Raw genomic sequence first — 26,849 nt, 5'->3', positions numbered from 1 at the left:
TAAATTTATATCACGAACCGCCTTATGATTATTGGAGGTCGAAGGTGTTGTATATTCTCTCGTGAATAGAACGAGGGACCTGCTATGCCATAAATTTAAGTTGGTGATAACTATGAATACGAAAAAAATTTTTCTGCTCAGTTATGATACTTTCCTTTTTTCAGGATTAAAAGCATGGTTACCAAATCTGGTATTGATCGATGCACGGACATTTATTTCTGGCACGCAGTCAGTTATGTCGCAATATCCGTCCTGCTTGCTGGTGATCGATAACCGGTTGCCATTATTATTGGTCAAAAAATGGCTTCAGAGAAACAGTACGCAGTTCATCAATATACACTGTATTGTTCTGCGGATGTGCGAAACCCTGCCTGTTAATCGGGGATATGAAGAGTATTCCTTTATCAATGGGGGGGAATTGTCGGAGCAGTTGATCGCTCAATTAAAAGAGAGTTTATTGGCACCTAACAAAATTGTGGAAGTCAATAAAGACTCACCGATGTTTACTTTTAACTTGACTGAATTTGAAGAAGAAATGCTGTATTCATCATTCACAAAAGAAAAACTGCATGATTTCTGTATTGCTAATTCTCTAACAATTAAGTCAGTGTATCGATATCGGGATAAAATTACTGCTCGCCTCGGTTTTTCTAATTTTAATGAAACGGTTATCTTTTTAACCCGAAATAATTTATTAAATGAAGGTTCTATAATCAATAATAATTTGAGTGGGGATGCGGTTTACACTGATGCATATGATGTTTCGGATACTAGTAGACTGAGTATGGCAATAAGGAATGAGGAGATCATTCCTTATTTTCAGCCCATCGTGAATATCAGGGGCGACGTCTGTGGTGTTGAGGTCTTGGCTCGTTGGCCACAGGGACATAACTATGCTATTTCTCAGCGAGAGTTTATTCCATTGGCTGAAAAAAGTGGCTTAATCAATGAGTTGACTAGCTATTTAATGACCACTGTTGCGCGCAATCTTGTCTCTGGAGGCGCGAGCATTAATAAAACTCTGTTCGTTTCTTTTAACGTCAGTCCGTCAGGTTTAAATAATCCCGTATTCTATTGGGAATGCCTTAATTTTATGGAGATGACGCAAGGTCTGCCGATAAAATTGATGATAGAGATAACAGAGAACCAGACGTTCACGATCACTCCTGCAATCAAAGAGCTTATTCGCTCGTTACGAAATAAAGGTGTTTTGTTCGCTTTGGATGATTTTGGTACTGGATACGCCAATCTCTGCTATCTCAATGAGTTAGACCTGGATGTAATCAAGATTGATAAAAGTTTCATTAAGGAAATTAAAGAGGTTGATCAATATATCCCTATGCTCGAGTCAATTACTCACCTTTCAGGACTCCTGGGGTTACGTACGGTGGCCGAGGGCGTTGAAAATGACTATCAGCAACAATGGCTGGGAAAAAATAATGTTGACTATCTGCAGGGGTATCAGTTTCTACCGCCAGTGACTTTTAATGATTTTATCCGGTATTACCAGCAGTCTGTACATTTGTTTGAATCAGCGTCGGATTCACCTTTATCTACGTAATTCCTTTTTACTACGGTTTTTACATATGAAGGGTAAAACCTTTAAACGAGTATGTGCTCTGAGCTGACATGGCCTGCAGCATGATTTTTTCCTAAACACCAGGGGCAGACGCCTCTGGTATCGGCGTCTTTGTATCGCTGCCTGTCCGTCTGGTTAAGTAAAAAGTCCTATAGTGAGGTATGCACGTTTGTTTATGTATCTTAAACGGGGTATTTATAGTGATATCAGCGTTAATCAAGCAGGTACTGAGGTTTGCCCATAGCCATGCGTCATTTCCTGGCAAAATTAAGAGTCTGGCTTCCACCACCACTCATCCTATTATTATTCCTCATCGCGGATGCGTTGACGGCGATCCCGCGTTTCACATTTGGCGCGGTGACTATCGTAATAAGTGCATTGTTGGCTGGCGTCAGTCTGGCGATGATACTGCATACAGCGTGGCAGATGCGGAAGAAACGTACGACGCTAAACCCACTGCATGCAGAGAAATCGACCACGCTTGTTACTGGCGGATGTTATGCCTGGAGCCGCAATCCAATCTATCTTGGAATGGTTGGACTCCAGTTAGCTTTTGCTCTCTACGTCGGTAGCCTGATTGGAATATTGGCTGCACCGCTGTTTATGCTGGCGGTTGCCAGATTGCACATTGATTTTGAAGAGGAACAACTGCGAAAACATTTTGGGCTGGAATGGAAATGCTATGAGCAGCGTGTTCGCCGCTGGTTATAGAATTCCCTTGCCGCGTACAAGGGCGCCTGTGACGACACGATTCGTGCGTAATTGAATCCGGATGATGCAAAAATAGGCGTTTGATTCGCAAGGCCATTGACGCACCGCCCGGTTAGTTTTAACCTTCTACCCCGTGCTCACATTCGTGGACATGTCCTTTTCAGGGCCGATATAGCTCAGTTGGTAGAGCAGCGCATTCGTAATGCGAAGGTCGTAGGTTCGACTCCTATTATCGGCACCATTTCAAACTCTTCCCAAGTCTACCGAAATCAACTTAAAGCCCGTATAATGCGGTTTCTAGCCCGTATTTTATCTCCTGTTGTCAACTGGACTCAACCGGAATCAAGTTACAGTTGGGGGCATAAGTGGGGGCATTCTGTGTTCGGTCCAGGGAGATGCCCCCAATGAAGCTAAATGCGCGACAGGTAGATGCAGCTAAACCCAGAGAGAAAGCCTATAAGCTGGCAGATGGTGCTGGTTTGTATCTTGAAGTCGTTCCCTCTGGTTCCCGATACTGGCGGATGAAATATCGCTTCAATGGGAAAGAGAAGCGTATGGCTTTTGGGGTCTATCCGGCAGTGTCCCTTGCACAAGCGAGGGCACTGCGTGATGAAGCCAAGAAAAAGCTGGCCGAGGGTATCGATCCATCATTTGCCAAGAAAGAAGAAAAGCTGGTTCGCGATGTGCAGCTCAACAACACGTTCCAGGCAGTGGCGATTGAATGGCACGGAACGAAGGTGAGCCGATGGTCAGAAGGTTATGCCTCCGACATTATCGAAGCTTTCAATAAAGATATTTTCCCCTATATCGGCCTGCAGCCGGTGAATGAAATCAAACCGCTAGTTCTGCTGAATGTGCTGCGTCGAATGGAAAACCGTGGTGCGACAGAGAAGGCTAAGAAGGTTCGCCAGCGCTGCAGCGAAGTCTTTCGCTACGCCATCGTTACCGGTCGTGCGGAATACAATCCTGCAGCGGATCTAACCAGCGCGATGTCAGGGCATGAATCAAAGCATTATCCCTTCCTTACTGTTGAGGAGTTACCAGATTTCTTTAAAGCTCTCTCAGGTTATACAGGAAGCCCACTGGTTGTTCTTGCCGCTCGTCTGCTGATCCTTACCGGAGTTCGCACCGGTGAGCTTCGAGGTGCTTTCTGGAGTGAGTTTGATCTTGAAAAAGCGGTGTGGGAAATACCTGCAGAGCGTATGAAGATGAAACGGCCTCACCTTGTTCCCCTATCTACCCAAGCGCTGGAGATAGTACAGCAACTCAAAGTGATGTCTGGGCAATATCCTCTGGTGTTTCCTGGGAGGAATGATCCCCGTAAAACGATGAGCGAAGCGAGTATAAATCAGGTGTTCAAGCGGATTGGATATACGGGGAAGGTAACAGGACATGGCTTCCGCCATACGATGAGTACGATTTTGCATGAGGAAGGGTTCAATACGGCGTGGATTGAAACCCAGCTGGCTCACGTTGACAAGAATGCGATTCGTGGGACGTATAACCATGCTCAGTATCTGGAAGGGCGTAGGGAGATGATGCAGTGGTATGGCGATTTGTTATCTTTTATGTGTGATGTAAGTACATTAAAATAATATAGTAAGAATGTACAATGTCTTTTTATTTGTTTGCGAAAGAATTTTTGCAGACCAATCTAAAAAGACATTTATCTTTAAGGGTTAAATAGGGATGTTGTATGAAAAAATATGATCAGGTTGATAAGGCTTTTGATTTTTTAGTAGGAAAGGAAAATCGGCAAGAATTTTTTACTATTGCTGAGTTAGCAGTGGCTACTGGTTGGAAAGTTCAGACATGTAAAACATATCCAACTAAAAGATGGAGTAAATATATATCAAGGGATGGCGCTCAATATACTACACTTGGATTAAAATACTTAAGTAAGGAAGACTTCAGAAATCTTCATAGTCAGAAGAGCGTTGAACCGGCCAAAAGTGAGCGAAGCATTAATTTAAAAAAAGCAAGAGAGTTCGCTATGCTTGCTGTTTCTGTTTACAATAATCCATTTACAGAGTTTAAAACTCATGGTTTTATAGTTAATGTAGTTATAGCATATACATCATTATTTCATGCTATATTCGCAAAAAGAGGTGTTGATTATTTTTACTTGAATGATGATGGCTCTCATAAAATTGTTGATGGTGACAAAAAAGCGTGGGAACTGAAAACCTGCTGTGAAAAATATTGGCCTGGAAGAAATACCCCAGAAAAATCGAATGTGTTTTTTTTAATAGGTTTACGTAATATCATTGAACACCGAGGTCTCCCTGAAATAGATACACTAACTTTTGGTGAGTGCCAGGCTTCAATAAATAACTTTGAAGATATTCTCATTAACGAATTTGGTGATGAAAATGCTTTAATGGTAAACTTATCTCTTGCAATGCAACTTACAAGGATGTCTCAGCAAGCGCAGATCGACGCTTTGAAGAAAGTCCAATCAAAAAATTTCACTATTGTTAAGAAATATATCGAGGATTATAAAAGAGACTTGGAGCAAGAAATATTAGAAAGTCAACAATATCGACTCAGAGCTTTGTTAGTCCCCTTGATAGGTAAAAAGGCATCAAGTTCTGATATTTCTATAGAGTTTATCAATGTTAATAATCTCACCGAAGATGAACTTGAGAAATTTGATACTGGTATTGCTTTCATCAAAGGAGTGGAAAATCAATTTAAGTTGAAACCTAAAAAGGTAGTTGAGTTGGTTCAGAAAAAACATAAGTCTTTTAATCTTAGTACTCATGCAAAGTTTTGGAAGCATTTTGATGTCAGACCATCTCATGTAGATAAAACTCTAAAAGGGAAGTGTTGTGGTTATATCGAAGGTTTTGATGGGTATTTATATAATCAGGAATGGGTGCGTAAAATACTAAGTGTTTATTCTGATAATAAAGAGTTGGATAAGGTGTTAGGCTGACATTAAAATAAGATTTTTTTTTGGTTTTGCATTTAACTTCAGCGAGGCTTTTCATGAAAGATGATTATTATTGGTGGGATCTGGAGGGGACTGCTTTCAAAGGGGTACTTTATGATTCGATTAATACATATTTTCTGTATGATCATTCCTACTCTGATTGGAATGAGTTCTCTAAAGCTGATCCTCATATGGCATATGCGCATTTGACCTATATTAGATTTAACGCACTAGAACAACAATTCGTAGATTTAAGAGTTATCCCTCAAATGCTAGGGGTTAATAATTTGCCATTGGTTTCAAAAGTAAAAAATATAAATCGATATGATTGGCTTAAGGCAATTATTGATTTGGCATTATTTAGATTCTCAAGCCTTCGCGATATAACCTTTCATTTTGTTAATGAGGTTTTAGAACTTAATATCCCAGATCACTCTTTAAATATTAAACAGTTCGGTAAGATTATTAAAGACACTCATGCTGATATATTGACCAACTTAAAAATACTTGATTCCTCTGGTGGCCCTCTGCGTACAGATAGAAATACAAGAGCTCATAAGGGATTCTGTAATTTATACACTGATGATGATGAGATGTTTAAGAATATGTCGTGGATAGAGGACTATGGTTCACGCTTAGAAGGATATGATTTAAATGTAATATATGAAAAATCAAGAGATAAGATATACGATATTGTAGTTAATGAAATACAAAGCGCTCTCTCTTCTTGTAAAAATATTGTCGATGAGCTTTATTTTTATTATAGAGACAGGCATGAAGCGCTATCTATAAAGTCCAGAAGTGGTGTATCTGCACATTTCTATAATTATCATGGAAAGAAGGAGTAAATGAATTATTTCACCTGCACAAAAATCCGCATGAAGATGCCACCTGGAGTACCCTGCCCGCGCAGCAATATCCTCTATCTTCAGCGGTTTGTGTAAGTTTGAATCAATCCATTGGGTTATCTCATCGATGATGTCTTCTGTTCTGAATATAAGTCGACGCTCACTAAAAGAGGGCTGTGACACATCCTGTTCGGAATACTTATGATTTATTTATAGATTTCAGCAACCCCGTGTAGCCTGTTATCCCCCGTTGTCGACAGGATTTTGAATGACGTTGCCCCTTGCTCATCAGTCTTACGAGAAAGAACATCCGATAACTCATCAAGCGTATAGGCATTGCTGGCTGAGACTACACCCATCTTTTCTTTCCCAACTGCGTGGTTAATTTCCTGAGCGGCAGATGCGGCATTCACTGAAATAAATCCCATGACCAATGTAGTAATAAGTAGTGCTTTCATATCTAGTACCTCTTTAACAATATGCTTGAAACTGGACTTGTATCAGGAGTAACTTCCTCCATCTGTGTATTCAAATATACAGACCCAAGCTGTCATGAGACTGACCGCTATATGACAAAATTGTCAGGGTTGTAGATTGGTTAATTTTTTTGAATACAGGTTCAGCTCGTTAATAATGCACTCAGGTTCTTCACACAGGGGCATATTGTCTATGTCCAGAACCCCATCATTTTTTTGTGGATCATCAGCCTGCAGGTCTGCAAAGAGTGGGGTAAGAGCCTGCTGTGATTCACCTTGTTCAGCCACCAGCTCGAACGTTTTATTCTTTGCCTCGTCGTTGGTCAGGGCACTGACCAGAACCTGGGCGATTTGCTCCCGGGATATCACACCATCTTCCGGTGTTCCCGTATGGCGACGATCTCCCTGAAGCATAACGATTCTGTGCTCATCATCATTGTTGTAATCAAACCAGCCGGGCCTGACGATGGTATAGGGATGACCACTTGCCCTTACCAGACGCTCGGCACGTCTTTTCCAGTCATGAACCTCAGTGCGTTGATTCCAGGTGCTGAGTCGTTCAGTCACGCTAATCGTGGTCATCAGGCCGATACGAACAGGTGTATCCCTGAATATTCGTAAAATATTGCGCACTCCGCCGTAATCTATCGCCCTGGCACCAATACGCCCCTGGCCATCGGAACCGAGCGTGAAGATGATGGCATCAATATCTTTCGGCAAATCGCTGAGGGTTTCAGGCAATGAAACATCGCCGTAAAAAATATCTGTTCCCCGAGGAAGCGATTTCACTTTGCGCTTATTTCGGATCAGCGCTACAGGCTGATGGCCCATTTTGATAGCGGTATTGACGACATAAAGACCAATACTTCCTGTCGCCCCTGCAACGAGTATTCTCATGATAAACCTACTGATAATTCAGACTTATTTTCGATACGGTCAGAATATCAATTATCATTAATGTCAGTAATAGGGCTAAAATGATTGTGTCTATGAACACCCTTCATGAGTGTGCGATGAAGGGAATGCCTCCATAAGGAAATCGCCGATGCTCAAAGAAAATTTCAACGAACTGCAAATCTTTCTTGTGGTGGCAAGGGAGCGAAGTTTTACCAAAGCAGCGGGCAAACTGGGCGTTTCTCAGTCTGCACTCAGCCACGCGATGAAGGCCTTGGAGGAAAGGCTGAATATCCGCCTTCTGACCCGCACGACCCGAAGCGTTGCCCCTACAGAGGCCGGTGAGAGAATTATTGCCTGCCTTGAACCGCGTATTGCCGATCTTGAGCAGGAGCTGGAATCGCTTGTTCAATTGAACGGCACTGCCTCCGGCAATATCCGTTTATCTGCCGGGGAGCATGCCGTGCGAAGTGTGGTATGGCCGAAGCTAAAACCCTTCCTCAGGGAATATCCGGAAATCAATGTTGAACTGGTGGTTGATAACGGCTTTGTCGATATTGTTGAGGGGCGTTTTGATGCCGGGATCCGCCTGGGCGAAAGCGTGGATAAGGACATGATTGCGGTAAGAATTGGCCCGGACATGAGAATGGCTGTGGTAGGAGCGCCGTCTTATTTCGCTGCAAATCCTGCACCTGAAACGCCGCACGAGCTACAAAATCATCGGTGTATCAATATGCGCCTGCCGACAGCCGGTGGGCTTTACCACTGGGAGTTTGAGAAGGAAGGGAAACCGTTAAGGGTCAGAGTGGAAGGGCAGGTAACGTTTAATCTGCAGGCGGAAAGGATTGATGCGGCGTTATCCGGTTTTGGCATCGCCTGTATACCTGAAGACAGAGTGCAGGATTATATAAAGTCAGGAGAGCTTATTCAGGTTTTGCAGGACTGGTGCCCATCTTTCCCCGGATATTACCTCTACTACCCGAGCCGCAAGCAGCATCCCCCCGCTTTTGCGCTGATGATCGATGCACTTCGCTATCAGGAATAACGGGTCCGCCAATTGCAGCGGACCCGTACGGGTATTAACGGCCTACGCGGGCCTGGTGCTCAGGAGAGTAACGTTCGCCGACGATTTTAATCGTTTCAAGCGCCTGGGTTATCTGTCGCGAGTCATCCTGAGAAAGGATGATGTCGGCGGCCCCCAGGTTTTCCTCCAGCCGGTGCAGTTTGGTGGTACCAGGGATAGGAACAATCCACGGCTTTTGTGCCAGCAGCCATGCCAGCGCGATTTGTGCAGACGTCACGCCTTTCTCTGCCGCCAGTTCACCCAGCAATGAGACCAGCTTTTCATTGGCTTCAATCGCCTGCCCGGCGAAACGCGGCACGGTGCTGCGGTAATCATCCTTGCCAAAAGTGGTTCCTGGCTTAATCGATCCCGTCAGGAATCCTTTGCCTAATGGGCTGAAGGGCACAAAACCAATGCCCAGTTCCTCCAGTAACGGCAGGATCTCCTGCTCAGGCTCGCGCCACCACATTGAGTATTCGCTTTGCAGGGCCGTGACAGGTTGTACGGCATGCGCACGCCGAATAGTTTGCGCACCCGCTTCGGACAGACCGAAATGTTTAACTTTGCCTTCAGCGATCAGGTCTTTTACAGTACCTGCAACATCTTCAATCGGGACGTCCGGATCGACACGGTGTTGATACAGCAGGTCAATGACATCAGTGTTAAGACGGCGTAATGATCCTTCCACAGCTTCACGGATATGCTCCGGACGGCTGTTTAAAATCTGCTGCTTGTTGTCGTCGCCAAAAGTAAAACCAAACTTAGTGGCGATGACCACGCGGTCACGAAACGGTTTTAAGGCTTCGCCGACAACTTCTTCATTGAGGAAGGGGCCATACACTTCAGCGGTATCGAAGAAGGTGACGCCACGTTCAACCGCTGCGCGAATGAGCTCGATAGCCTGACGAGTATCGGTCGCCGGACCATAGCCGTGGCTTAAGCCCATGCAGCCGAGCCCAAGCGCGGAGACTTCGAGTCGGGATTTACCCAGATAACGTTTTTGCATTGAATGAATACCTCTTTTATCGCTACTTAAACATCAAGTTTGCGGCCAGTCAGCCATTCCACCATCGCCGGGTCGCGGTGAGAGAAGAAGGCGCTGGTTGCGGTGTCGAGGGCGGAAATCTGCAGCATATCTTCAGAGCTGAGTTCAAAATCGAGAATGTTGATGTTCTCTTCCATGCGTTCTTTGCGCACCGATTTCGCCAGCGAAACGATACCTCGCTGGAAGATCCAACGCAGCACAACCTGGCCCACGCTTTTGCCGTACTTCTCACCAATCGCCGTCAACACGGGGTGCTGGAACAGGCCATTTTTACCCTCAGCAAACGGTGCCCAGGCTTCCGGCTGAATGCCATGGCTTTGATTCCATGGAACGGCATGCAGCTGCTGGTTGAAGGGGTTAACTTCAATCTGGTTCACCGCTGGGGCCACGTTGTTGAAGGCGATAAGGTCGGCCAGTCGGTCAGGATGGAAATTGCTGACGCCAATGGCGCGAATTTTTCCTGCCTGATGCAGTTCTTCCATAGCACGCCATGCCCCATGGACATCGCCGTAAGGTTGATGAATCAGATACAGGTCGACGTAATCAAGTTGCAGCCGATTCAGGGAGCGTTCGAATTGGGCTTTAGCGCCTTCGTAATTGGTATCCTGCAGCCAAAGTTTGGTCGTTACAAAGAGTTCGTTGCGGGCGATACCGCTCTGTTTAAGTGCGTTCCCGACCTGGGTTTCATTCTGGTAAGACGCGGCAGTATCGATCAGGCGGTATCCCGTATCGATCGCATCAATAACGGCTCTTTCGCATTCAGCAGCATCCGTCATCTGGAAGACACCAAAGCCCAGCAGGGGCATTTCAATACCGTTGTTCAGTTTTACAGTTTGCATGACGTTATCCTTCAGCTGTTGTATAGGAAAAGCATAACGCAAAGTGATTTATTCGATTAGATGGGGTAATTAGCTAGGGTTTATTAGATGTACTCATTAATTTATGAAGGGTTGGCGGTCGGCTTTGTGCCAGGAGCGGAAGTTGCTAAAAAATAGGTACCAGCGAGAGGGAGAAAACCGTTTACTGCAGAATAAACATGCGAGCCTATAACTATTTGACTGCAAAAGCGCTCTAGTTCCTCACTGTCCATTTTGTTGTCATGAAATTTCCTTCACGTTAATCCCCACCATGCCAATCTGAATAAAACACCTATTAATCAGATTGTTATAAAATTTTTGCATGCAAACTGTGAGCAAATGCACACAATTTACTCCAGCAGTGGAAAGAAATAATATTTCATGTCACATTGATATCACGAAATTTATTTCATGAGGCGTGACGATGGAAACCAAAGCATTCATATCAAAAATAATCAATGAGTTAGATGTTGTTAAAGAATCACTTCAGGAAGAGGATTGCGCTAAACTCATTGCTGCCGTGCAAAGCAGCAAGAAGGTGTTCTGCTATGGGCTGGGCCGTGCAGGATTTTCAATGAAGGCATTCACCATGCGTCTTATGCACATGGGGAAAGAAGTGTATTTCCTGACTGAAACCATCACACCCAATTTTGGTGCCGGTGATTTGTTTATCGTTTCATCGGCCTCCGGTGAAACAGCCCAGTTAATCGCCCTTGCTAAAAAGGCGCGCCAGTTGGGCGGTAAGGTTGCCGTACTGACAACCAACAGACAGTCAACGATCACTGAATTTTGTGATGTGACCGTTCAGATTAATGCCCCTTCCAAAAATCAGAAACAATCCTCTTTCTGCTCTTCTCAGCCGATGGCCTCTCTTTATGAACAGGCACTGCTTATTATTTCCGATGCACTGATAATGAAAATGGCAGCAGAAAGTGGCTCTCCAGAGGAAGAATTATTCCGACGTCATGCGACTCTTGAATAAAACGATATTATCAATAATTTGCTCTGACCCTACAGGAGAGTAAAATGAGCAGCAAAATAACATCACTGTTTAATTTTAAAAAGCTTCAGAAATTTTCTTCTGCTCTGATGCTGCCTATTGCTATCTTACCCGCAGCCGGATTAATACTGGCTATTGGTACCTCTTTCCATATTGAACTGCTTGCAAACTGCGGGGGTATTATATTTGCTAACCTCCCGCTTCTGTTCTGTGTGGGTATCGTTATTGGCCTGACCGGCGACGGCTCATCATCCCTGTCCGCTATTACCAGTTACATGATCCTGAATGCCACGATGGGCACAAAACTGGGGATCACACCTGAATCTGTGGCAGCAAGTAATGGTGATTATGCCCTGATCCTGGGTGTTCCTACGCTTCAGACCGGGGTCTTTGGCGGGCTTATCGTCGCCATTTTTGTGTATATGCTTTATAAGCGTTTTCACAACATCGAACTACCTCAGTTCCTGGGCTTCTTTGGCGGGAAACGTTTCGTGCCGATTATTACGGCTGTAGCGGCCATTATTGTGGGTTATATCCTGCCATGGCTCTGGATCCCGGTACAGAAAGGGCTGGCTGAGTTATCAACTCTGGTGACGAGCGGTCACAACGCAAACTTCGCTGCGTTTATTTACGCCGTCGGTGAGCGTTCTCTCATCCCATTCGGTCTGCACCATATCTGGAACGTGCCGTTCTATTACAATTTTGGAGAGTACATGACCAAATCCGGTCAGTTAGTGACTGGCGACATTCCTGTATTTTTTGCCCAGCTGCGTGACGGCGTGCCGCTAACCGCCGGGCTGTTTATGACCGGTCGTTTCCCCATTATGATGTTCGCTTTGCCTGCTGCTGCGCTGGCGATGTATCACGAAGCGAAACCAGAGCGTAAGGCATTAATTAAAGGCCTGCTGCTCTCTGGCGCATTAACGACTTTTGTCACCGGTATCACAGAGCCACTGGAATACTCATTCCTGTTTGCAGCGCCGGTTCTTTATATTATTCACATCTTCTTATACGCCTCTTCCTTCGTGCTGATGCATGTGCTGGATGTTCATATCGGCCATCCATTTGCCGGTGGGTTAATTGATTTCGTACTGAACGGTGTCTTACCAAACCGTACCCCCTGGTATCTGGTCATTATTGCCGGAGCAGGCTACGCGGCGATTTATTATTCCGTGTTCCGTGTATTAATCCGCAAGCTGAATCTCAAAACTCCGGGCCGTGAAGATGAAGAAGTCGCTGTTGAACTCAATCTCAGCCGTGAAGACAGGCCTTACGAAATTGTTGCCGCAGTCGGTGGGTTCGAAAATATTGAAGATGTCGATGCCTGCGCTACCCGTCTTCGCCTGGCACTGGTGGATGATTCAAAAGTCCAGGATAAGCGCCTGAAAGAACTGGGTGCCGCCGGGCTGGTGAAACTGGGGGATGGTGGTGTTCAGGTCATCTTTGGTGGCAAGTCTCAAATTCTCCGTGATGAAATTAAAGCCGTCATGGGAAAGCCCCGCCAGACCACTGAGCCAACGCTTACGCCTGCCTGTACCAAATAATTCGTTCATACCGGGCTGGTAACAGCCCGCTATACAAAGAGAGTTAAAATATGAAACCACAATTACTGGCAAATGCCATCCGTATGCTTAGTGTCGATGCCATTCAAAAAGCGAATTCAGGTCACCCGGGTGCACCTATGGGAATGGCAGATATCGCCGAAGTTGTCTGGCGTCACCATTTACGCCATAACCCAAAAGACCCGCAATGGTTTAACCGTGATCGTTATGTTCAGTCAAACGGTCATGGCTCTATGCTGCTCTACTCCCTGCTCCATCTTACCGGCTATGACGTCACCATGGATGATATTCGCGACTTTCGTCAGCTGCACTCCCGCACGCCAGGCCATCCGGAGTACGGGTATACACCAGGCGTTGAAACGACTACAGGCCCGCTGGGCCAGGGTGTGGCAAATGCCGTAGGGATGGCAATTGCAGAAAAAGCGCTTGCGGCTCAGTTCAATAAGCCCGGCTTTGACATCGTTGACCACCATACCTGGCTGTTCCTTGGAGACGGGTGCCTGATGGAAGGGATTTCACACGAAGCCTGCGGTCTGGCCGGAACGCTGAAACTCGGCAACCTTATTGCCGTCTGGGATGATAACGGTATTTCTATTGATGGTCATGTTGAGGGCTGGTTCTCAGAAGATACTGCTGCTCGCTTCCGCGCCTATGGCTGGCATGTCATTGAGGGAATCGATGGTCATAATCCAGAAGCTGTCGATGCGGCCGTGCGTGAAGCGAAAGCCGTTACAGATAAACCCAGCCTGCTATGTTGCAAAACCATCATTGGCTTTGGTTCACCTAATAAAGCCGATAGCCATGAATGTCATGGTTCCGCTTTAGGCGCTGATGAAGTTGCTCTGGTCCGTGAGCGCCTAGAATGGCCATATGCGCCGTTTGAAATTCCCGCTGCCATTTATGATGCGTGGGATGCAACCGCGAAAGGTTCTGCTGACCAGAAGCAGTGGGAAGAATTGTTCGCAGCCTACAGTAAAGAGTGGCCTGAATTAGCCAGTGAGTTTGTTCGCCGAATGAAAGGTGACCTGCCGACTGGCTGGGAAGAGGATATGAAGAAATATATACTCAACCTTCAGGCTCATCCGGCAGCGCTTGCCACACGTCAGGTCAGTCAGAAATGCCTGAATCATTTCGGTAATATGCTACCTGAGCTGATGGGCGGTTCTGCTGACCTTTCCCCTTCAAACCTGACGCGCTTCCAGAAATCCGTCGATTTCACGGCCGAACATCCGGAAGGTAATTATATTTCCTACGGTGTACGTGAGTTCGGCATGTCAGCGATCATGAATGGCCTGGCGCTGCATGGTGGATTCATCCCTTACGGTGGCACTTTCCTGATGTTCATGGAATATGCCCGGAACGCGGTGCGTATGGCAGCACTGATGAAAATCCGCTCAGTCTTCGTCTATACGCACGACACGATTGGTCTGGGGGAAGACGGGCCAACACATCAACCTGTTGAACAGCTGGCTTCATTGCGCCTGACGCCAAATATGGAGACATGGCGTGGCTGTGACCAGGTCGAAGTTTCAGTTGCCTGGCAGCAGGCTGTTGAACGTAAGGACGGGCCTTCTGCACTGGTGCTCACTCGTCAGCCTCTTGAGCAGCAACCTCGTACTGCAACACAGCTTGAAGAAATTGCACGTGGCGGATATATCCTCAGCGATTGCGAAGGTAAACCAGAGTTGATCCTGATCTCTGCCGGTTCTGAGATTGAGCTGGTCGTGAGCGCAGCAAAGATTCTGCGTCAGGAAGGCCGCCAGGTGCGTGTGGTGTCAATGCCATGTACTGAGCGCTTTGATAAGCAGGATGAGGCCTGGCAGGAAACGGTTCTGCCTAAAGATGTACGTAAACGCCTGGCAGTAGAAGCCAGCATTGCCGGTTTCTGGCAGCGTTATACGGGTCTGGACGGTAAAGTTATCGGGATGACCACGTTTGGCGAGTCTGCCCCGGCAGGGATCCTGTTTGACCACTTTGGCTTTACAAAAGACAACGTACTGGAACATGCCAGAGCATTGCTACAGAGCTAAGATGTAGTGAATAAAAGGGATAAAAAAGGAGCGTCTGCTCCTTTTTTTATCCTTTGAATTTTGACCCCAGAAACTCTTCTCTGCTGCGGTACAACTCATAACGAGTCTTATCCTGATGCATAAAGAGCAGGACCAGCATATCGATCATCCCCATGGCCGGTACACGAGTTGAGTCAAAGGCTTCAAAGAAAATCTTATCACTGACTGCCGTGGTTAACTGGCAGGTCGATATTTTGGATAGTGGAGATTTAATGTAGTTAGTGACGCAGACAGACTTTGCCCCACGTTGTTTCACAACATTAAAGATGTCCAGCATGAGATTCGTGCTTCCCGAGTTGGAAATACCAAACGCCACATCGCGTTTCCCCATGGCATAGGCGGCATTGAGTTGCATTTCCGGGCTGACATGAACAATGGTTTTAATACCAAACTGCCCAAACTTATAAGCCCCATAGACCGCCAGTGGGTTTGAGTTCCCCGCGCCGAAGAAGTAAAGCGTGTCGCATTCAGAAATCATCGCCAAAACGCGCTTCAGGATTTTTTCATCAAAGAACTGAGCTGACTGAATAAGATCTTCCGCCTGCTTCTTGAGCAGGAATGTCGCCAGTGATGCAATGTCAGAAAAATCCGTCTCTGAAGGATAGCCTTCGTCGGGGTTAATCACCTCTTTTGCCAGGGCAATTTTCAAATGATAGTAACCCTGATAACCTATTTTTTTACAGGTACGAACGATTGTGGCTTCACTGGCTTTACTCTTATCGGAGAGCTCCGATACGCTGTAGTTCACAATAGCGTCGGAGTGATTAAGAATGTAATCCGCCACTTTTTTTTCAGCGGAGTGAAGAGTCGGGTAGTTACTCTGTATCAGACTTTTAACTGAAATATTGTCATTCATCTTGTGAACACGCTGTTGTTATTAATGTGTTGCATTATAACACAACTGTTCTCTAAGGTAATATACATTGGAAGGCGGCGCGAAAATGCCAGAAGATTACAGACCGGTTACAATCCCCGAGGTTTTATTTCCGCGCCTTATACAGGCTTTTATCTATGTCATAAAACTAGATAAACATTAATACTGAAGGGGTGATTATTACTATTTAGCTGAATACGCTTAATCCCGAACTAAAATGCGATCGCCTTCCGCTAACATTCAAAATATTCTTCATACATAAAACCCACAATAATTGACACTGCTTGTTTATACAATCAGAGAATCAACAGGCATCTGAAATCGTTAACATTGGTGCGAGTAGGTCCTGTAATAATAGAATCCCCTGTTGCTTCAAAAAATCCATGAGCATCATTATTGTCGAGGGCCTGTCGGGCATTAAGGCCTGCTTGCTCGGCTCGCTTTAACGTGTCCGGGGAAATCCATGCACCGGCGATTTCCTCCTGACCATCAACGCCATCCGTATCTCCTGCAAGTGCATAAACACCTTCCAGGCCATTGAGTTGCAGCCCCAGCGAAAGAAGAAATTCTACATTACGACCACCGCGCCCGTTTCCTCTGACCGTAACTGTTGTTTCCCCGCCTGAAAGGATCACACACGGTCTGCTGAACGGCTGGTTATGAAGCGCAACCTGGCGGGCAATACCAGCCATCACTTTTCCGACATCCCGCGACTCACCTTCAAGACTGTCTCCGAGAATATAAGCCGACAGACCCTGCTTTATTGCCATGTCAGCGGCGGTTTCCAGGGCAAGTTGAGGTGTGGATATCTGGTATGTCTCGCTGTTTTTCAGACACATATCACCGGGCTTAATACTTTCCGTGTCGCCAGCTATAAGTAAATCCATGACATAATCAGGCAACTTGATGTTGTATCGGTTAATTATGTCCAGTGCATCCGCGCACGTAGAGGAATCGGCAACCGTTGGCCCGGAAGCAATATCACGGGGATCATCACCTGGCACATCCGAAATCATCAAGGTGATCAGCTTTGCCGGAGAACAGGCTGCGGCAAGACGGCCACCTTTTATGGCCGAGAGGTGGCGGCGAACACAGTTCATCTCACCGATCGTTGCACCTGATTTCAACAACTTCCGATTGATAGCCTGTTTTTCATCAAGACTGATACCTTCGAATGGCAAAGTCAGTAAAGACGAACCACCGCCTGAAATCAGACACAGTACAGTGTCCTGCTCTTCGAGATGGCTGACCAGGGAAAGAAGGCGTTTTGTTGCGGTCAGCCCTGCCTCATCCGGGACAGGGTGAGCTGCCTCAACAATTTCAATATGCTCACAAGGAACTGAATATCCGTATCGGGTGATAACCAGCCCACTGAGTTCACCTTCCCAGTTGTCTTCCACAGCTTTTGCCATAGCTGCCGAAGCTTTCCCTGCCCCAATGACCATCAGCTTTCCCTTTCTGTCTTTTGGGAGGTACTTCGGAATACTGTGATGAGGCTGTGCAGACTCTATGGCCGCCAGGAACATACTTTTCAGCAAAGAACCTGGGTTTATTTTATCGTTCATGAATAACTCCATGAGACATATATTTTCAGTGATGGTTTAGAAAATATTACTTTTAATGATTTCGGTAATATCTTCGTTATAGCGCTTTCTATTTAGCATTTTGGGATAGGCTATATCTACGCACTCAATTTCTAATGCTTCGCAAATTTTCTCTGCTTTGGAAATCGGATGAATAACATCGTAGAACGTGCCAACCACACGGAATGGAATGCCTGACTTCCTGATAAGCTCTGCATCAAAACAGGTATCGCATGTCGTCATCCTTCTGAGCAGTGGAATAACTCGTTCTGGATCAATTTTGAACATACTGACCAGTGAACTGACATTATCTGGAGACTGGAGAGACAGCTCCTCAAAAATCTCAGTATCCCTGAATTTCTCCAGGCCTTTATCCGCGCCATAAATCTCAATGTAGTTCGCCACGACACTGTGGACTTGTTGGCTGTCCGGCATGCCCTTCGTAAAGAATGCAGGACGAACCAGGGTGACTGATTTAATTCTATCCGGATAACGCGCCGCAAGTGCGGCGCTCATTGCTGCTCCAAGAGAAATTCCTGCCACCGATACGCTTTCCAGCTTCAGATGATCCACCAGTGCCATAACGTCATCTGTAAAATTACTGATGTTCAGCTCTGAAACAGGTCCCAGGTCAGAACCGCCATGTCCACGACAATTCAGTGTGATAAGACGGCAATGCTCATCAATGAAAGTGGAACGTGTCTGGCCGTGATCCCCTGTCAGTCCGTGCTGAAATACGATGACTGGCCCATCGGCCTGGTTGTCGTAGTAATTAAAATTCAACCCGTTATGCTGGAAGGTATGTAGCATGGTTCCCCCCTTAGGCCGGTTGCAGGTAGGTATCAAGCATGACGGAGACTTCGCCAGCTTCGTCTGCTGCCAGACCATGAGTCACAACACAACCGTCAAAACCTGTATTACGCAGATGTGTCAGATAAAAATCGTAATCCAGTACACCTCGACCGGCGGTGGTGAATGAACCATCCGGGGCCCTGTCTTTAGCATGAGCAATCGCGATATCATTGCTCAACAAGCCCAGAGCATCACTAATAATCTGGTGTTGTTCCGCAAGCGTGGCTTCTTCAAACAGGTTCGCCGGATCGAATATCACTCGCAGCAACGGACTCCCCATTTCATCTATCAGCTGGCGAGCTTTTGCGGCTGAGTTCACCACATTTGCCAGTTCAGGTTCGATACCCAGCGCCACGCCGTATTTCGCAGCGATAGCGAGTGCTTTACGCATGGAGGTCACCAAACTTGCCCAGGCTTCAGGATTGTTATTATCTGGATGAAAACGCCACTGGTCTTCCGGGTCCATCGTGCCGGTACAGAGCGTGACCAATGGACATTCCAGCATTTCTGCTGCCGCACAAATTGCATCCAGGCAGCGCATACCATGCTCAATCACCGCAGGATCCGGGTGCGTCATGTTGAATGTCGCTGATATCGCTTCCAGCTGAACGTTGTGTTTCTTTGCCGCCTGTCGGATTTGCTCAACAACCTCAAGCGGGACGTTATCCGGCAGGGCTTTAAGCCCTGCACTGGCAAAATTAAACTGTGTTGCCTGATACCCAAGCTGGCTTATTAATGCAAAATTTTGATCCACACTGGTGGTATCGAAAGTTTTCGAAAAAATGCCTTTATTCATTATACAGACCCTCTTGCATCAGCAACACGTACAGATTTACCGGTTCGTGTTGATTCCTGGATAGCCACCATGGTTCTCACTGTACGCAAACCTTCTTCCAGGGTTGCTGCGCGGATGATTGGCGTTTCGTTCAAAATCGAGTCTGCAAAGGCTTCGAGTTGGCGGCGGTAGAACTGACCGTCAGCTGCCAGAGGACGGGTGAAGTTCCCGGTCGCTTTGCTGAAGATTTCTACGTCGCTGGATTTATAGAACCATGGGTTATAGGTTTTGCCGACAACACTGCCGTTTTCCCCATAAATCTGGAAACCTTCATGCCAGTCCATATGAACACCCAGCGTCAAATCGAGCTGCCCAAGGGTACCGTCAGCAAAGGCAACACTCATTAACCAGCATTGATGACCTGCGCGTTTGAGGTAATGGGATTCAATTTCGGTAATATCACCCGCCAGGTGCATAGCCGTATCCAGCAGGTGGCTGCCATGTGACAACAGATTGTATTGCTGAAGATCGGCCTTTGGCGCAATTTTCGGTTTACGTTTAGACTCGCTCAGAATCACTTGCGGCTGAACGGCATTAATGGTCAGGTAGCGCTGGCTGTTATCGCAGTACCAGCCTTTATAAGCGACCAGTTGCCCCATTTCCGACTGGATAAAATCACGCGCAGCCTGGATTCCGCCGTCGAAGCGTTTCATGTGTCCAAGCTGGAAGAGTCGGTCGGTTTTGTTGACGACCGCCACCAGTTCTTCACACTCGTCGATGGTAATACCGAGCGGTTTTTCACACAGGACATGTTTACCTGCGTTAATTGCCATCATCGCCAGTTGAATATGGAAGGCATCTGCGGTTGCAATAATGACGGCATCGACGTTCTCGTCATCCAGCATTTGCTGATAGTCAGAATAAGCGACCGTCGGCTGCCAGATTGCCTGCATACGGCTACGCAAGTCATCTGCGCTGTCGCAGATAGCGTAAAGCTCCGCGTTACTGGCTTTTGAACAGGCTTCAAAATGCCCGGCCTGAGAAATGGGGCCGCAGCCCAGAACACCTACTCGTAATTTTTTCTGTTCAACTGTCATTTCGCTTACCTCAATAAAGTGACCATTTCAGATAGCCATGTCTGGCTGTATCCGGATACCTCCATTATTGGCTTGCCAGGAATATGGAAAACTGAAAAAATCACTCCAGTATTCTTCCTCCTTTATTTCATAAAGATGATTTGGTGTGATTGTCATCACAAAAAATTCTTATAAACAGCAAATAAACCCGGAAATATCATGTCAATTAAATCATCCAGACTGAACGACCTCTACATTCGCCTACAACGGAGGTTCCATCCTGAAAAAGATGTCTTTGTGAAGGTGTCTGATATCGCTGAGGTTCTGGGCTGTACGTCGCGCAATGTCAGACTGGTACTGACGGAAATGGCAGATCACGGCTGGATTCAGTGGTTTCCGGCCTCTGGACGTGGCAAGCAGTCCCGGCTTGTTTTTCTGCGTTCATCCGAGCAAATCTCACAAAATGAGATCAGGGAAATGCTTGAAAGCGGCAGGCTGGCTGAAATGCTGACCCTTATCGAAGGGGATACCACCGAGCTGGAAAATCAGATTTATCAACACCTGGGGACGGTGATTGAGGGGGAGAGTAAGATTGTCCGCGTTCCCTGGTACCGGAGCCTGGACAGGCTTGAGCCCTGGAAGCCCCAACGACGAACTGAGCGGCATTTGCTGAGACAATGCTTCTCAGGGCTGACTCGTTATGACGATGAATTAAAAAGAGTGGTTCCTGACCTGGCGCACCACTGGGTCAAGAATGACACCGCAACCCAATGGGACTTTTATCTGAGGTCGGGACTGAAATTCTCTGATGGCTCACCTCTACAGGCATCTGACATTGAGAAATGCCTCAACGCCATGTGTCGGTCACCTGTGTTTTCACGTATTTATTCCGGGATTGAAAAGATACAGGCTATTGATAGACAAAGGCTAATATTTACCCTAAAAACCCCGGATATACATTTCGCAGATTTGCTTTCACATACTTCAGCTTTGATTTACGGAATGAATAAAGGGAAGGTTATTTTTTCGGGGCATTGGCTGGTTAAAAGTCATGATGATTTTAACCTTGTCATGAAGGTAAACCCCTGGTATCACGGACTCAGGCCCGTTATCGATGAAGTGAACATTATGCGAATCGAGTCCGATATTCTCGATATGGGCCGAATTCAGGTCTTCTATCAAGGAATGAGCAGCGGGGAAAGTGAAGTTTCACAAGCAAGGATTGAACGGGGCTCGTGTTTTTTGGTGGTCGACGGGAATGGACGATTTGCTGAGGAAGAAGACCGGGTCTTTCTTAATCATGTCCTTCAGCCAGTGGACATCCTCAAAAATTCGTCTCACCGTAAAAAAATGAACCTCGCCCTTTCAGTTGCTCAGGGGCTGCTGCCTGGTTGGTATCACCGTATCCTCGATATTGTTCCTCCTATACGCCACAAAATGTACCGTGAATTGACCCTCGCCACATTCGAGCAACCGGAACTGGCGAAACATGCAGAAGGGATAGTCAGCATTCTTGAGCGCTACGGGATTAAATGCCGGGTTGTCACTCGTTCGTTTCAGGAGTTCTTTAGCACGCCGCCAGCGGATATTGATTTATGGCTAACCAATTTTGTTCTGGATGATGCCAATGATTGTTCACTAAACAACTGGCTTCAGTCTGATCCTATTCTGGAGCGATGCGGAAACGGCTGGAAGAAAGAGAAGAGCCAGGTGGCAAAGGAAATACGCAGCGGTGAAATAGCTTGTGAAAAAGCGCTGGAAAAGTTGGTGCGTCAATTCACCTTCTCACGCTGGTTTATCCCATTGGTTTATCATCGTGTCGATCACGAGCAAATTCGCCACAATTCTGCATTCAGTAATGAACTCGGTTGGGTCAATTTCAGTGATGCCTGGTTTGATATCCGGTGAAGCAATTCGATTCGCAAAAATATTGTCTGATATCTTTCGTAAAACTGATGGTTAAATTGTTGTACATACCCAAGTCCAATGTGGTCAGAATGTCCTCTTACTTATAGCCGTTTGTTAAATTTTACTGCCTCTAGCCATGCACCAGTCGTCCAAAAAAGCAAATTATTCTAAAGAAGCTTTTCATCCTGACCCCTCATTTCCGAGGGGCAAAGCTTTTCCCTTTATTGTAGAGTTTTCTCCTTCAGGAATTTACTCACCAAATCAGCAATCTGCACATTATTTAAATCAGAGAACGGGAAGTGGGTATTCCCTTTGATTCCCACTTCAGGCAAATGCGTTACCGTCACATCCCCGCCATGCTTATTCACCACGTCACGCCACTCACGCGCCATCGCAAGGCGTACACGCCAGCTGTCCTGCGCGGGCATGGCAACCGGCTTATCCGGTATGTTATCGCCGTAAATAATCAGAATCGGGATTTTGGTCAGCGCCATAAACTGCTCCATCGGCACCGGCTCACCCTTCAGCGTGTCGAACGCGCTTGGCATAGGGGCTGGGAGTTCTTTTTCCGGGAAGGCAAAGCTGCTTCCTGGCTCAAAGGCGACAATGGCTTTGACCTTGTCATTTTTCATCGCCGTGTACCAGCCTGGTCCGCCACCCTGAGAGTGGGTGAAGAGGATAGCGGGGCCGGATTTATCCACGACGGCGGACATTGCATCCGAGATAACATTGATATCAAACGGTCCGGTATTCGGGGTCATCTGACGGAAATACTGATTCAGTGCTTCTTTGTCGTGAGAGAACTGAACGCCCTTAAAATACTCTGGCCACACGCCGACGCGGAACTGGTTGAACCACATCTGCTCATCCGGTTTAGGCGTAACCGTACCTTCTACAGTCGTACGCCCGGCGCTGCCCCGACGCGGCTGATCGACAAGATAGGTTGAGAATCCACGACGCAGGAATATATTCTGGAACCCTTCACGACCATCCGGAGTACTTTCCCAGGTACGGGAGAACTGACCTGCGCCGTGCAGCATGACGATAGGGTATTTATGCGGATTTTCCGGAATTTGGTAGAACACTGAGGCATGATCGCCATGGTAGGTTTGACCAGCAGACTCCAGCGGCTTTTTCGCGTCAAATTTTCCTGGTGCGGTGATGATGGTGCCACCAGCAGAAAAGCTTCCTTGTTCCTGAATGACCAGCGGCTCGGCATAGACCGACTGAGCCACCAGGCCACCCGCCATTACGCAGATGGCCAGCGTTTTTAAGATTGTCTTCAAGATTACATCCTCTGTTATGTTTGCCGTTCAATAATATCTGAGTTGTCCGCGTTAATTATTTAGCACCCCTGATTGCCCTTATTTGGCAGACTCATGAATGCGGACGATTAACTGCGTATTGTCTCTAACCAGCTGGTAACCGTTTCAGTGGTTCTTCGCTCCTGGTCGCATTCAATGACCAGCGGTTTTTCCCGACGTGCAGTCGGGGCAAGACGGGTAAGGATGTCGTCGCTGTCTCCTTTACCGTAGCCACCGTGAGTAATGAAGGGGATGATTAACTTGCCCGCAAGGTTGTGGCTGCTGAGAAAAGTTTGCACTACAGGCGGCACGCTGGTCCCCCAGATCGGAAAGCCTAAATACAGGGTCTCGTAGCGTGAGATATCTGCGACGCTATTTTTCAATGCGGGTTTTACTCCCCGCTCACGCTCATTTTTCGCCTGTTCAACGGTCTGAAAATAGTCTTCCGGATAAGGCGTAGCCGGTTCGATTTCAAACAGATCGGTATTCAGGCTGCGGTGAATGACGCCCGCAATCACCCGTGTATTTCCGCTGCGGGAAAAGTACGCCACCAGAACACGGCTTTTACCCTGCACGTTTGCGGTTCCGTTCGCAGCTGAGGCAAAAGCAACGTTCGCCAGCGTCAGCCCGGCAAGTGCGGTGATTAACATTCTGCGGTTGGGATCATGCTCCAAAATCCACTCCTAATCGTTTGCGAGCGCCTGCTGCAGCGCCTTTTCAGCTCGCGTTGCTGCATCACTTTCGCCATGTTCACGCAGAACCTGTGCCAGATGGCGCAGCTGCGACGCCGTCAGGCCGACCCGCATGCTGGCTCGCGTATGCGACAGCAGTTGTGATTCGACGCCCGGCGTGGCCGCTAATGCGCCAACCGTTGCCAGCTCGCGGCTTTGCCAGTCGAGGTTATCACGGGCGAAAATGTCGCCGAAAAGGTGCGTTTGCAGGAACTGGTTAATCACCGGGGCAAAATCAAACAGTGGGCCCTGGACGGGAGCGCCTGAGATTTTTGTCTGGTTTGCGGTACCGACACGGCGAAGCTCATCCCCGACAGGGATCGGGGCAACCGGTTCTTTACCCTCAACGTCTTTGATACCACGTTGTTTACGTGCTTCGACGACCTTCATCAGTTCACTAAGCGCATTCAGGCTACGGGGGAAGCCCGTATAGGCATAAAGCTGGACGAGAATCTCTTTGGTTTCGTTTATCGTGAGCCCTGCGTCAAGACCCTGATTCAGGGCTGCATTCAGCTTATCCATCTGGCTGCTGGCCATCGATGCCGCAATCAACGGGATGGCCTGTTGGCTCGCTGACAGCGTATCTGAAACCGTTTGTTCGTGGTTCATTTCTGAGGCTCCTTTATTGACGGACGCAGCATGTGCCGCGAGACCAAAACCAAAGGTCAGCAGTACCGCTGCCGCTAATGTTTTAATGGGCGTGGTATTGTTCATCTGTCACTTTCTCCATCCAGTTAACGCTTTTGCCATCCACAATCCCGGTTATCGCCAGATGCGTCATCGCGCTGCCGGGGGCCGCCCCGTGCCAGTGTTTGACGCCCGCCGGGCAAGAGACAACGTCACCGGCGCGGATAACCTGCACCGGCTGGCCTTCTTGCTGGGTGAGCCCAACACCCGAGGTCACAATCAGCCGCTGACCTGCCGGATGCGTATGCCAGGCGGAACGAGCGCCGGGTTCAAACGTGACATAAGCCCCGGAAACAGGGATGTCGTTATCCGGTTTGAAGAGAGGATCAACCCTGACACGACCGGTAAAGTTCTCGGCTGGCCCGAACACCGCATTCTGACTTCCTGCGGGGGCGATATGGACAGCGGGATTTTGTTCCGCTGCCCAGGATGAAAATGTGAAGAAGGGCAGTAACAGCCCGAGGTAACGTAAATGTCCGATCATGCAAAGCGTCCTTATCAATGAAGAGGGGATTGCCTGCGATGATTTTATCGGGAGGGTAATGACGTCAGGCTGACGCCCCCCTGACAATTCTGTCAGCTAACCCGGGTCCCGGCTCAGTACCGGATTGAGCATTGTCTGCCGCTTTATCCGCTTGTAGCGCAAAGGTGAGGCCAAAAGTATTGATGCCTCCTTCACTACGGGCAAAGACATATCCCCGGTGCATAATGGCGACGGCACGCACGATCGACAGGCCCAGTCCATGATGGGTATCACTCTTGGCCCGGGAGGTGTCAACGCGATAGAACCGCTCGAAAAGCCGGTGTAAGTGCTCTGGTGCTATTGGATCGCCCGGGTTTGACACTTCAACACAGGCTTGATGACCGGTTTCGCTTAACCGCACCGTAACCGTACTGTTGGAGGGGGAGTGTCTTGCGCTGTTTTCCAGTAAATTGGCCAGTGAACGGTGGAACAGTCGTCGGTCGATGTCCGCGGTGACGTCGCCCTGAACATCGAGAGAGAGCTGTTTTTCAGCAAAAGAGGGTTCCACATACTCCGCTGTTTTTAGGGTTTCTTCGCGCAGGGACACCTGCGTAAGCTGGGAAGCATGTTCACCCGCGTGGGCATGGGACAGGAACAGCATGTCGTTAACGATAGACGTCATGCGTTCCAGTTCTTCCAGATTGGAACCCAATAATTCTTCCAGTTCCTCATGCGAGCGTCGGCGCGAGAGACCCAGTTGCGTCTGGCCGATAAGGTTGGTCAGCGGGGTACGGAGTTCATGCGCAACATCGGCGTTAAAGCTGTCGAGCTGACGCCAGGCGATTTCCTGACGTTCTAACACGCCATTAAATGATGACGCCAGTTGCTGCAGTTCTTCTGGCAAAGCGCGGGTATTCAGACGCTGGCCATGGTCACCCGGTGCAAGATGCTGGGCCTCTTTACTGAGTGCTCCAACGGGACGAAGACCGATCCTTGATACGATGTATCCCAGCAAGGCCACAATCACGATGCCCAGCGCGGCTATGATTAACAGCGTCCGGGTGAAGGCATTCAGTGTGCCCATATACGGCGTGGAGTCGATGGCAACGATATAGCGCAGCTCAGGCCTTTCACCGTTGGCGGGGATCGTTTTCACTAACAGAAACAGCGAGCAGGCACCTTCCGATGCGCCGGGCACTTTATTAAAGCCTTCCTGTAAAGAAGACCACTCAACACCCACCGGTGGTGTTCCCCCCATGCTAAAGCGTGGGTTATCGCTCACTATCCAGTAGCGAACGCGTTCACCTTCAGAATTGGTTAACACGGTGAATTTATTGGCCAGGGTAGACCAGCCGTCAGCGGAGGTTCGGGCGGTGATCCACGGGCTCATTAATGATTCACGGAATAACAATTCGTTGTGCATCTGCTTTTGCAAAGAGTCATGCAAAGAGCTTCTGAGCAGGATGCCGATAACGGACACAATCAGCAGCGCGGATAAGGCAAACATCAGCGCCAGGTGGACGGAGATGGAACGCTTAGGCATGCTTATCCCCTTCA

24 protein-coding genes, 1 tRNA gene and 1 pseudogene are annotated in these 26,849 nt (G+C 47.7%); 11 read left to right on the top strand and 15 right to left on the bottom strand.

Annotated features, from left to right (window positions below; genetic code table 11):
• Positions 1–112 precede the first annotated feature (112 nt).
• From BZK41_RS20870 to BZK41_RS20845, 6 genes are all read left to right on the top strand, one after another.
• Entirely contained in the window at positions 113–1,561 is a 1,449-nt protein-coding gene (locus BZK41_RS20870; RefSeq protein ID WP_079939421.1) for an EAL domain-containing protein, read from the top strand.
• Positions 1,562–1,825: 264 nt separating this feature from the next.
• Positions 1,826–2,290 (top strand): isoprenylcysteine carboxylmethyltransferase family protein, encoded by a 465-nt coding sequence (locus BZK41_RS20865; protein ID WP_079939420.1) that lies wholly within the window; start codon positions 1,826–1,828, stop codon positions 2,288–2,290.
• A 165-nt stretch (positions 2,291–2,455) separates the two neighbouring features.
• A tRNA-Thr gene (locus tag BZK41_RS20860) sits at positions 2,456–2,531 on the top strand.
• 163 nt (positions 2,532–2,694) lie between these two features.
• Entirely contained in the window at positions 2,695–3,885 is a 1,191-nt protein-coding gene (locus BZK41_RS20855) for an integrase arm-type DNA-binding domain-containing protein (RefSeq protein WP_079939419.1), read from the top strand.
• Between the two features lie 101 nt (positions 3,886–3,986).
• On the top strand, positions 3,987–5,228 hold the full coding sequence (locus BZK41_RS20850) for a DUF3644 domain-containing protein (RefSeq protein ID WP_079939418.1): 1,242 nt from the start codon (positions 3,987–3,989) through the stop codon (positions 5,226–5,228).
• Positions 5,229–5,281: 53 nt separating this feature from the next.
• Positions 5,282–6,073 (top strand): Cthe_2314 family HEPN domain-containing protein, encoded by a 792-nt coding sequence (locus BZK41_RS20845; protein WP_079939417.1) that lies wholly within the window; start codon positions 5,282–5,284, stop codon positions 6,071–6,073.
• 33 nt (positions 6,074–6,106) lie between these two features.
• Here BZK41_RS20845 and BZK41_RS27590 read toward each other — a convergent pair.
• From BZK41_RS27590 to BZK41_RS20830, 3 genes and pseudogenes are all read right to left on the bottom strand, one after another.
• Positions 6,107–6,223 (bottom strand): annotated as a pseudogene (locus BZK41_RS27590) (DNA-binding transcriptional regulator RamA); the annotation flags it as partial.
• A 56-nt stretch (positions 6,224–6,279) separates the two neighbouring features.
• On the bottom strand, positions 6,280–6,531 hold the full coding sequence (locus tag BZK41_RS20835) for a DUF1471 domain-containing protein (RefSeq protein ID WP_079939416.1): 252 nt from the start codon (positions 6,529–6,531) through the stop codon (positions 6,280–6,282).
• A gap of 123 nt (positions 6,532–6,654) precedes the next feature.
• A complete protein-coding gene (locus BZK41_RS20830) occupies positions 6,655–7,446 on the bottom strand; it encodes an SDR family oxidoreductase (RefSeq protein WP_079939415.1) in 792 nt (263 codons plus the stop codon).
• A gap of 148 nt (positions 7,447–7,594) precedes the next feature.
• Between BZK41_RS20830 and BZK41_RS20825 the strand changes: the two genes are divergently transcribed.
• Positions 7,595–8,488, top strand: coding sequence for a LysR family transcriptional regulator (locus BZK41_RS20825; protein ID WP_079939414.1), 894 nt, complete (start codon positions 7,595–7,597; stop codon positions 8,486–8,488).
• 34 nt (positions 8,489–8,522) lie between these two features.
• Here BZK41_RS20825 and BZK41_RS20820 read toward each other — a convergent pair whose 3' ends face one another.
• The gene (locus tag BZK41_RS20820; RefSeq protein WP_079939413.1) at positions 8,523–9,512 is read right to left on the bottom strand and encodes an aldo/keto reductase; all 990 of its coding nucleotides are present in this window, start codon (positions 9,510–9,512) and stop codon (positions 8,523–8,525) included.
• A 26-nt stretch (positions 9,513–9,538) separates the two neighbouring features.
• On the bottom strand, positions 9,539–10,390 hold the full coding sequence (locus tag BZK41_RS20815; RefSeq protein WP_079939412.1) for an aldo/keto reductase: 852 nt from the start codon (positions 10,388–10,390) through the stop codon (positions 9,539–9,541).
• A 442-nt stretch (positions 10,391–10,832) separates the two neighbouring features.
• Here BZK41_RS20815 and hxlB point away from each other — a divergent pair, with 442 nt between their 5' ends.
• The 3 genes from hxlB to tkt are packed head-to-tail and all read left to right on the top strand — an operon-like array spanning position 10,833 to position 15,000.
• Positions 10,833–11,390 carry a 6-phospho-3-hexuloisomerase gene (gene hxlB / locus BZK41_RS20810; protein ID WP_079939411.1) on the top strand — a complete coding sequence of 186 codons (558 nt, stop codon included), beginning with the start codon at positions 10,833–10,835 and terminating at the stop codon, positions 11,388–11,390.
• Between the two features lie 44 nt (positions 11,391–11,434).
• On the top strand, positions 11,435–12,952 hold the full coding sequence (gene ptsG / locus BZK41_RS20805) for a glucose-specific PTS transporter subunit IIBC (RefSeq protein ID WP_079939410.1): 1,518 nt from the start codon (positions 11,435–11,437) through the stop codon (positions 12,950–12,952).
• 50 nt (positions 12,953–13,002) lie between these two features.
• Positions 13,003–15,000 (top strand): transketolase, encoded by a 1,998-nt coding sequence (gene tkt / locus BZK41_RS20800; RefSeq protein WP_079939409.1) that lies wholly within the window; start codon positions 13,003–13,005, stop codon positions 14,998–15,000.
• A gap of 46 nt (positions 15,001–15,046) precedes the next feature.
• Here tkt and BZK41_RS20795 read toward each other — a convergent pair whose 3' ends face one another.
• The 5 genes from BZK41_RS20795 to BZK41_RS20775 form a co-directional block, all read right to left on the bottom strand.
• Complete coding sequence (locus tag BZK41_RS20795) at positions 15,047–15,895, bottom strand: MurR/RpiR family transcriptional regulator (protein WP_079939408.1); 849 nt, start codon at positions 15,893–15,895, stop codon at positions 15,047–15,049.
• A gap of 314 nt (positions 15,896–16,209) precedes the next feature.
• Positions 16,210–17,478 carry a glycerate kinase gene (locus BZK41_RS20790; RefSeq protein ID WP_079939407.1) on the bottom strand — a complete coding sequence of 423 codons (1,269 nt, stop codon included), beginning with the start codon at positions 17,476–17,478 and terminating at the stop codon, positions 16,210–16,212.
• A 36-nt stretch (positions 17,479–17,514) separates the two neighbouring features.
• Positions 17,515–18,306 (bottom strand): alpha/beta hydrolase, encoded by a 792-nt coding sequence (locus BZK41_RS20785; RefSeq protein ID WP_172313255.1) that lies wholly within the window; start codon positions 18,304–18,306, stop codon positions 17,515–17,517.
• Between the two features lie 10 nt (positions 18,307–18,316).
• Positions 18,317–19,144, bottom strand: coding sequence for a sugar phosphate isomerase/epimerase family protein (locus tag BZK41_RS20780; protein ID WP_079939405.1), 828 nt, complete (start codon positions 19,142–19,144; stop codon positions 18,317–18,319).
• Positions 19,144–20,220, bottom strand: a complete 1,077-nt coding sequence (locus BZK41_RS20775; protein ID WP_079939404.1) for a Gfo/Idh/MocA family oxidoreductase — start codon at positions 20,218–20,220, stop codon at positions 19,144–19,146. Before BZK41_RS20775 ends, BZK41_RS20780 begins: the two co-directional genes overlap by 1 nt.
• A gap of 198 nt (positions 20,221–20,418) precedes the next feature.
• Between BZK41_RS20775 and BZK41_RS20770 the strand changes: the two genes are divergently transcribed.
• Positions 20,419–22,107 carry an SgrR family transcriptional regulator gene (locus BZK41_RS20770; RefSeq protein ID WP_079939403.1) on the top strand — a complete coding sequence of 563 codons (1,689 nt, stop codon included), beginning with the start codon at positions 20,419–20,421 and terminating at the stop codon, positions 22,105–22,107.
• A gap of 221 nt (positions 22,108–22,328) precedes the next feature.
• Here the strand turns inward: BZK41_RS20770 and BZK41_RS20765 are convergent, their stop codons facing one another.
• From BZK41_RS20765 to BZK41_RS20745, 5 genes are all read right to left on the bottom strand, one after another.
• Entirely contained in the window at positions 22,329–23,393 is a 1,065-nt protein-coding gene (locus BZK41_RS20765) for an alpha/beta fold hydrolase (protein WP_079939402.1), read from the bottom strand.
• A 107-nt stretch (positions 23,394–23,500) separates the two neighbouring features.
• Positions 23,501–24,085 carry a flavodoxin gene (locus BZK41_RS20760; protein WP_079939401.1) on the bottom strand — a complete coding sequence of 195 codons (585 nt, stop codon included), beginning with the start codon at positions 24,083–24,085 and terminating at the stop codon, positions 23,501–23,503.
• Between the two features lie 9 nt (positions 24,086–24,094).
• Positions 24,095–24,856: a carboxymuconolactone decarboxylase family protein gene (locus tag BZK41_RS20755; RefSeq protein WP_079939400.1), complete on the bottom strand. Its 762-nt coding sequence runs from the start codon at positions 24,854–24,856 to the stop codon at positions 24,095–24,097.
• Positions 24,834–25,313 carry a cupin domain-containing protein gene (locus BZK41_RS20750; protein WP_032950016.1) on the bottom strand — a complete coding sequence of 160 codons (480 nt, stop codon included), beginning with the start codon at positions 25,311–25,313 and terminating at the stop codon, positions 24,834–24,836. The genes BZK41_RS20755 and BZK41_RS20750 overlap by 23 nt, the downstream gene beginning before the upstream one ends.
• A gap of 64 nt (positions 25,314–25,377) precedes the next feature.
• Positions 25,378–26,835, bottom strand: coding sequence for a heavy metal sensor histidine kinase (locus BZK41_RS20745; RefSeq protein WP_079939399.1), 1,458 nt, complete (start codon positions 26,833–26,835; stop codon positions 25,378–25,380).
• Positions 26,836–26,849 lie beyond the last annotated feature (14 nt).

The sequence above is a fragment of the Citrobacter sp. A316 genome, assembly GCF_002042945.1.
Lineage (GTDB): Bacteria > Pseudomonadota > Gammaproteobacteria > Enterobacterales > Enterobacteriaceae > Citrobacter > Citrobacter portucalensis.
This window is presented reverse-complemented; position numbering and strand designations above follow the sequence as displayed.

What these genes read in the sequence shown, in the direction of transcription:
- BZK41_RS20845 (WP_079939417.1), top strand. Translation starts at nt 5,282, where the DNA reads ATGAAAGATGATTATTATTGGTGGGATCTGGAGGGGACTGCTTTCAAA.
- BZK41_RS20745 (WP_079939399.1), bottom strand. Translation starts at nt 26,835, where the DNA reads ATGCCTAAGCGTTCCATCTCCGTCCACCTGGCGCTGATGTTTGCCTTA.
- tkt (WP_079939409.1), top strand. Translation starts at nt 13,003, where the DNA reads ATGAAACCACAATTACTGGCAAATGCCATCCGTATGCTTAGTGTCGAT.
- BZK41_RS20825 (WP_079939414.1), top strand. Translation starts at nt 7,595, where the DNA reads ATGCTCAAAGAAAATTTCAACGAACTGCAAATCTTTCTTGTGGTGGCA.
- ptsG (WP_079939410.1), top strand. Translation starts at nt 11,435, where the DNA reads ATGAGCAGCAAAATAACATCACTGTTTAATTTTAAAAAGCTTCAGAAA.
- BZK41_RS20775 (WP_079939404.1), bottom strand. Translation starts at nt 20,220, where the DNA reads ATGACAGTTGAACAGAAAAAATTACGAGTAGGTGTTCTGGGCTGCGGC.
- BZK41_RS20770 (WP_079939403.1), top strand. Translation starts at nt 20,419, where the DNA reads ATGTCAATTAAATCATCCAGACTGAACGACCTCTACATTCGCCTACAA.
- BZK41_RS20780 (WP_079939405.1), bottom strand. Translation starts at nt 19,144, where the DNA reads ATGAATAAAGGCATTTTTTCGAAAACTTTCGATACCACCAGTGTGGAT.
- BZK41_RS20815 (WP_079939412.1), bottom strand. Translation starts at nt 10,390, where the DNA reads ATGCAAACTGTAAAACTGAACAACGGTATTGAAATGCCCCTGCTGGGC.
- BZK41_RS20795 (WP_079939408.1), bottom strand. Translation starts at nt 15,895, where the DNA reads ATGAATGACAATATTTCAGTTAAAAGTCTGATACAGAGTAACTACCCG.
- BZK41_RS20850 (WP_079939418.1), top strand. Translation starts at nt 3,987, where the DNA reads ATGAAAAAATATGATCAGGTTGATAAGGCTTTTGATTTTTTAGTAGGA.
- BZK41_RS20855 (WP_079939419.1), top strand. Translation starts at nt 2,695, where the DNA reads ATGAAGCTAAATGCGCGACAGGTAGATGCAGCTAAACCCAGAGAGAAA.
- BZK41_RS20750 (WP_032950016.1), bottom strand. Translation starts at nt 25,313, where the DNA reads ATGATCGGACATTTACGTTACCTCGGGCTGTTACTGCCCTTCTTCACA.
- BZK41_RS20785 (WP_172313255.1), bottom strand. Translation starts at nt 18,306, where the DNA reads ATGCTACATACCTTCCAGCATAACGGGTTGAATTTTAATTACTACGAC.
- BZK41_RS20820 (WP_079939413.1), bottom strand. Translation starts at nt 9,512, where the DNA reads ATGCAAAAACGTTATCTGGGTAAATCCCGACTCGAAGTCTCCGCGCTT.
- BZK41_RS20865 (WP_079939420.1), top strand. Translation starts at nt 1,826, where the DNA reads ATGCGTCATTTCCTGGCAAAATTAAGAGTCTGGCTTCCACCACCACTC.
- hxlB (WP_079939411.1), top strand. Translation starts at nt 10,833, where the DNA reads ATGGAAACCAAAGCATTCATATCAAAAATAATCAATGAGTTAGATGTT.
- BZK41_RS20835 (WP_079939416.1), bottom strand. Translation starts at nt 6,531, where the DNA reads ATGAAAGCACTACTTATTACTACATTGGTCATGGGATTTATTTCAGTG.
- BZK41_RS20790 (WP_079939407.1), bottom strand. Translation starts at nt 17,478, where the DNA reads ATGAACGATAAAATAAACCCAGGTTCTTTGCTGAAAAGTATGTTCCTG.
- BZK41_RS20870 (WP_079939421.1), top strand. Translation starts at nt 113, where the DNA reads ATGAATACGAAAAAAATTTTTCTGCTCAGTTATGATACTTTCCTTTTT.
- BZK41_RS20755 (WP_079939400.1), bottom strand. Translation starts at nt 24,856, where the DNA reads ATGAACAATACCACGCCCATTAAAACATTAGCGGCAGCGGTACTGCTG.
- BZK41_RS20830 (WP_079939415.1), bottom strand. Translation starts at nt 7,446, where the DNA reads ATGAGAATACTCGTTGCAGGGGCGACAGGAAGTATTGGTCTTTATGTC.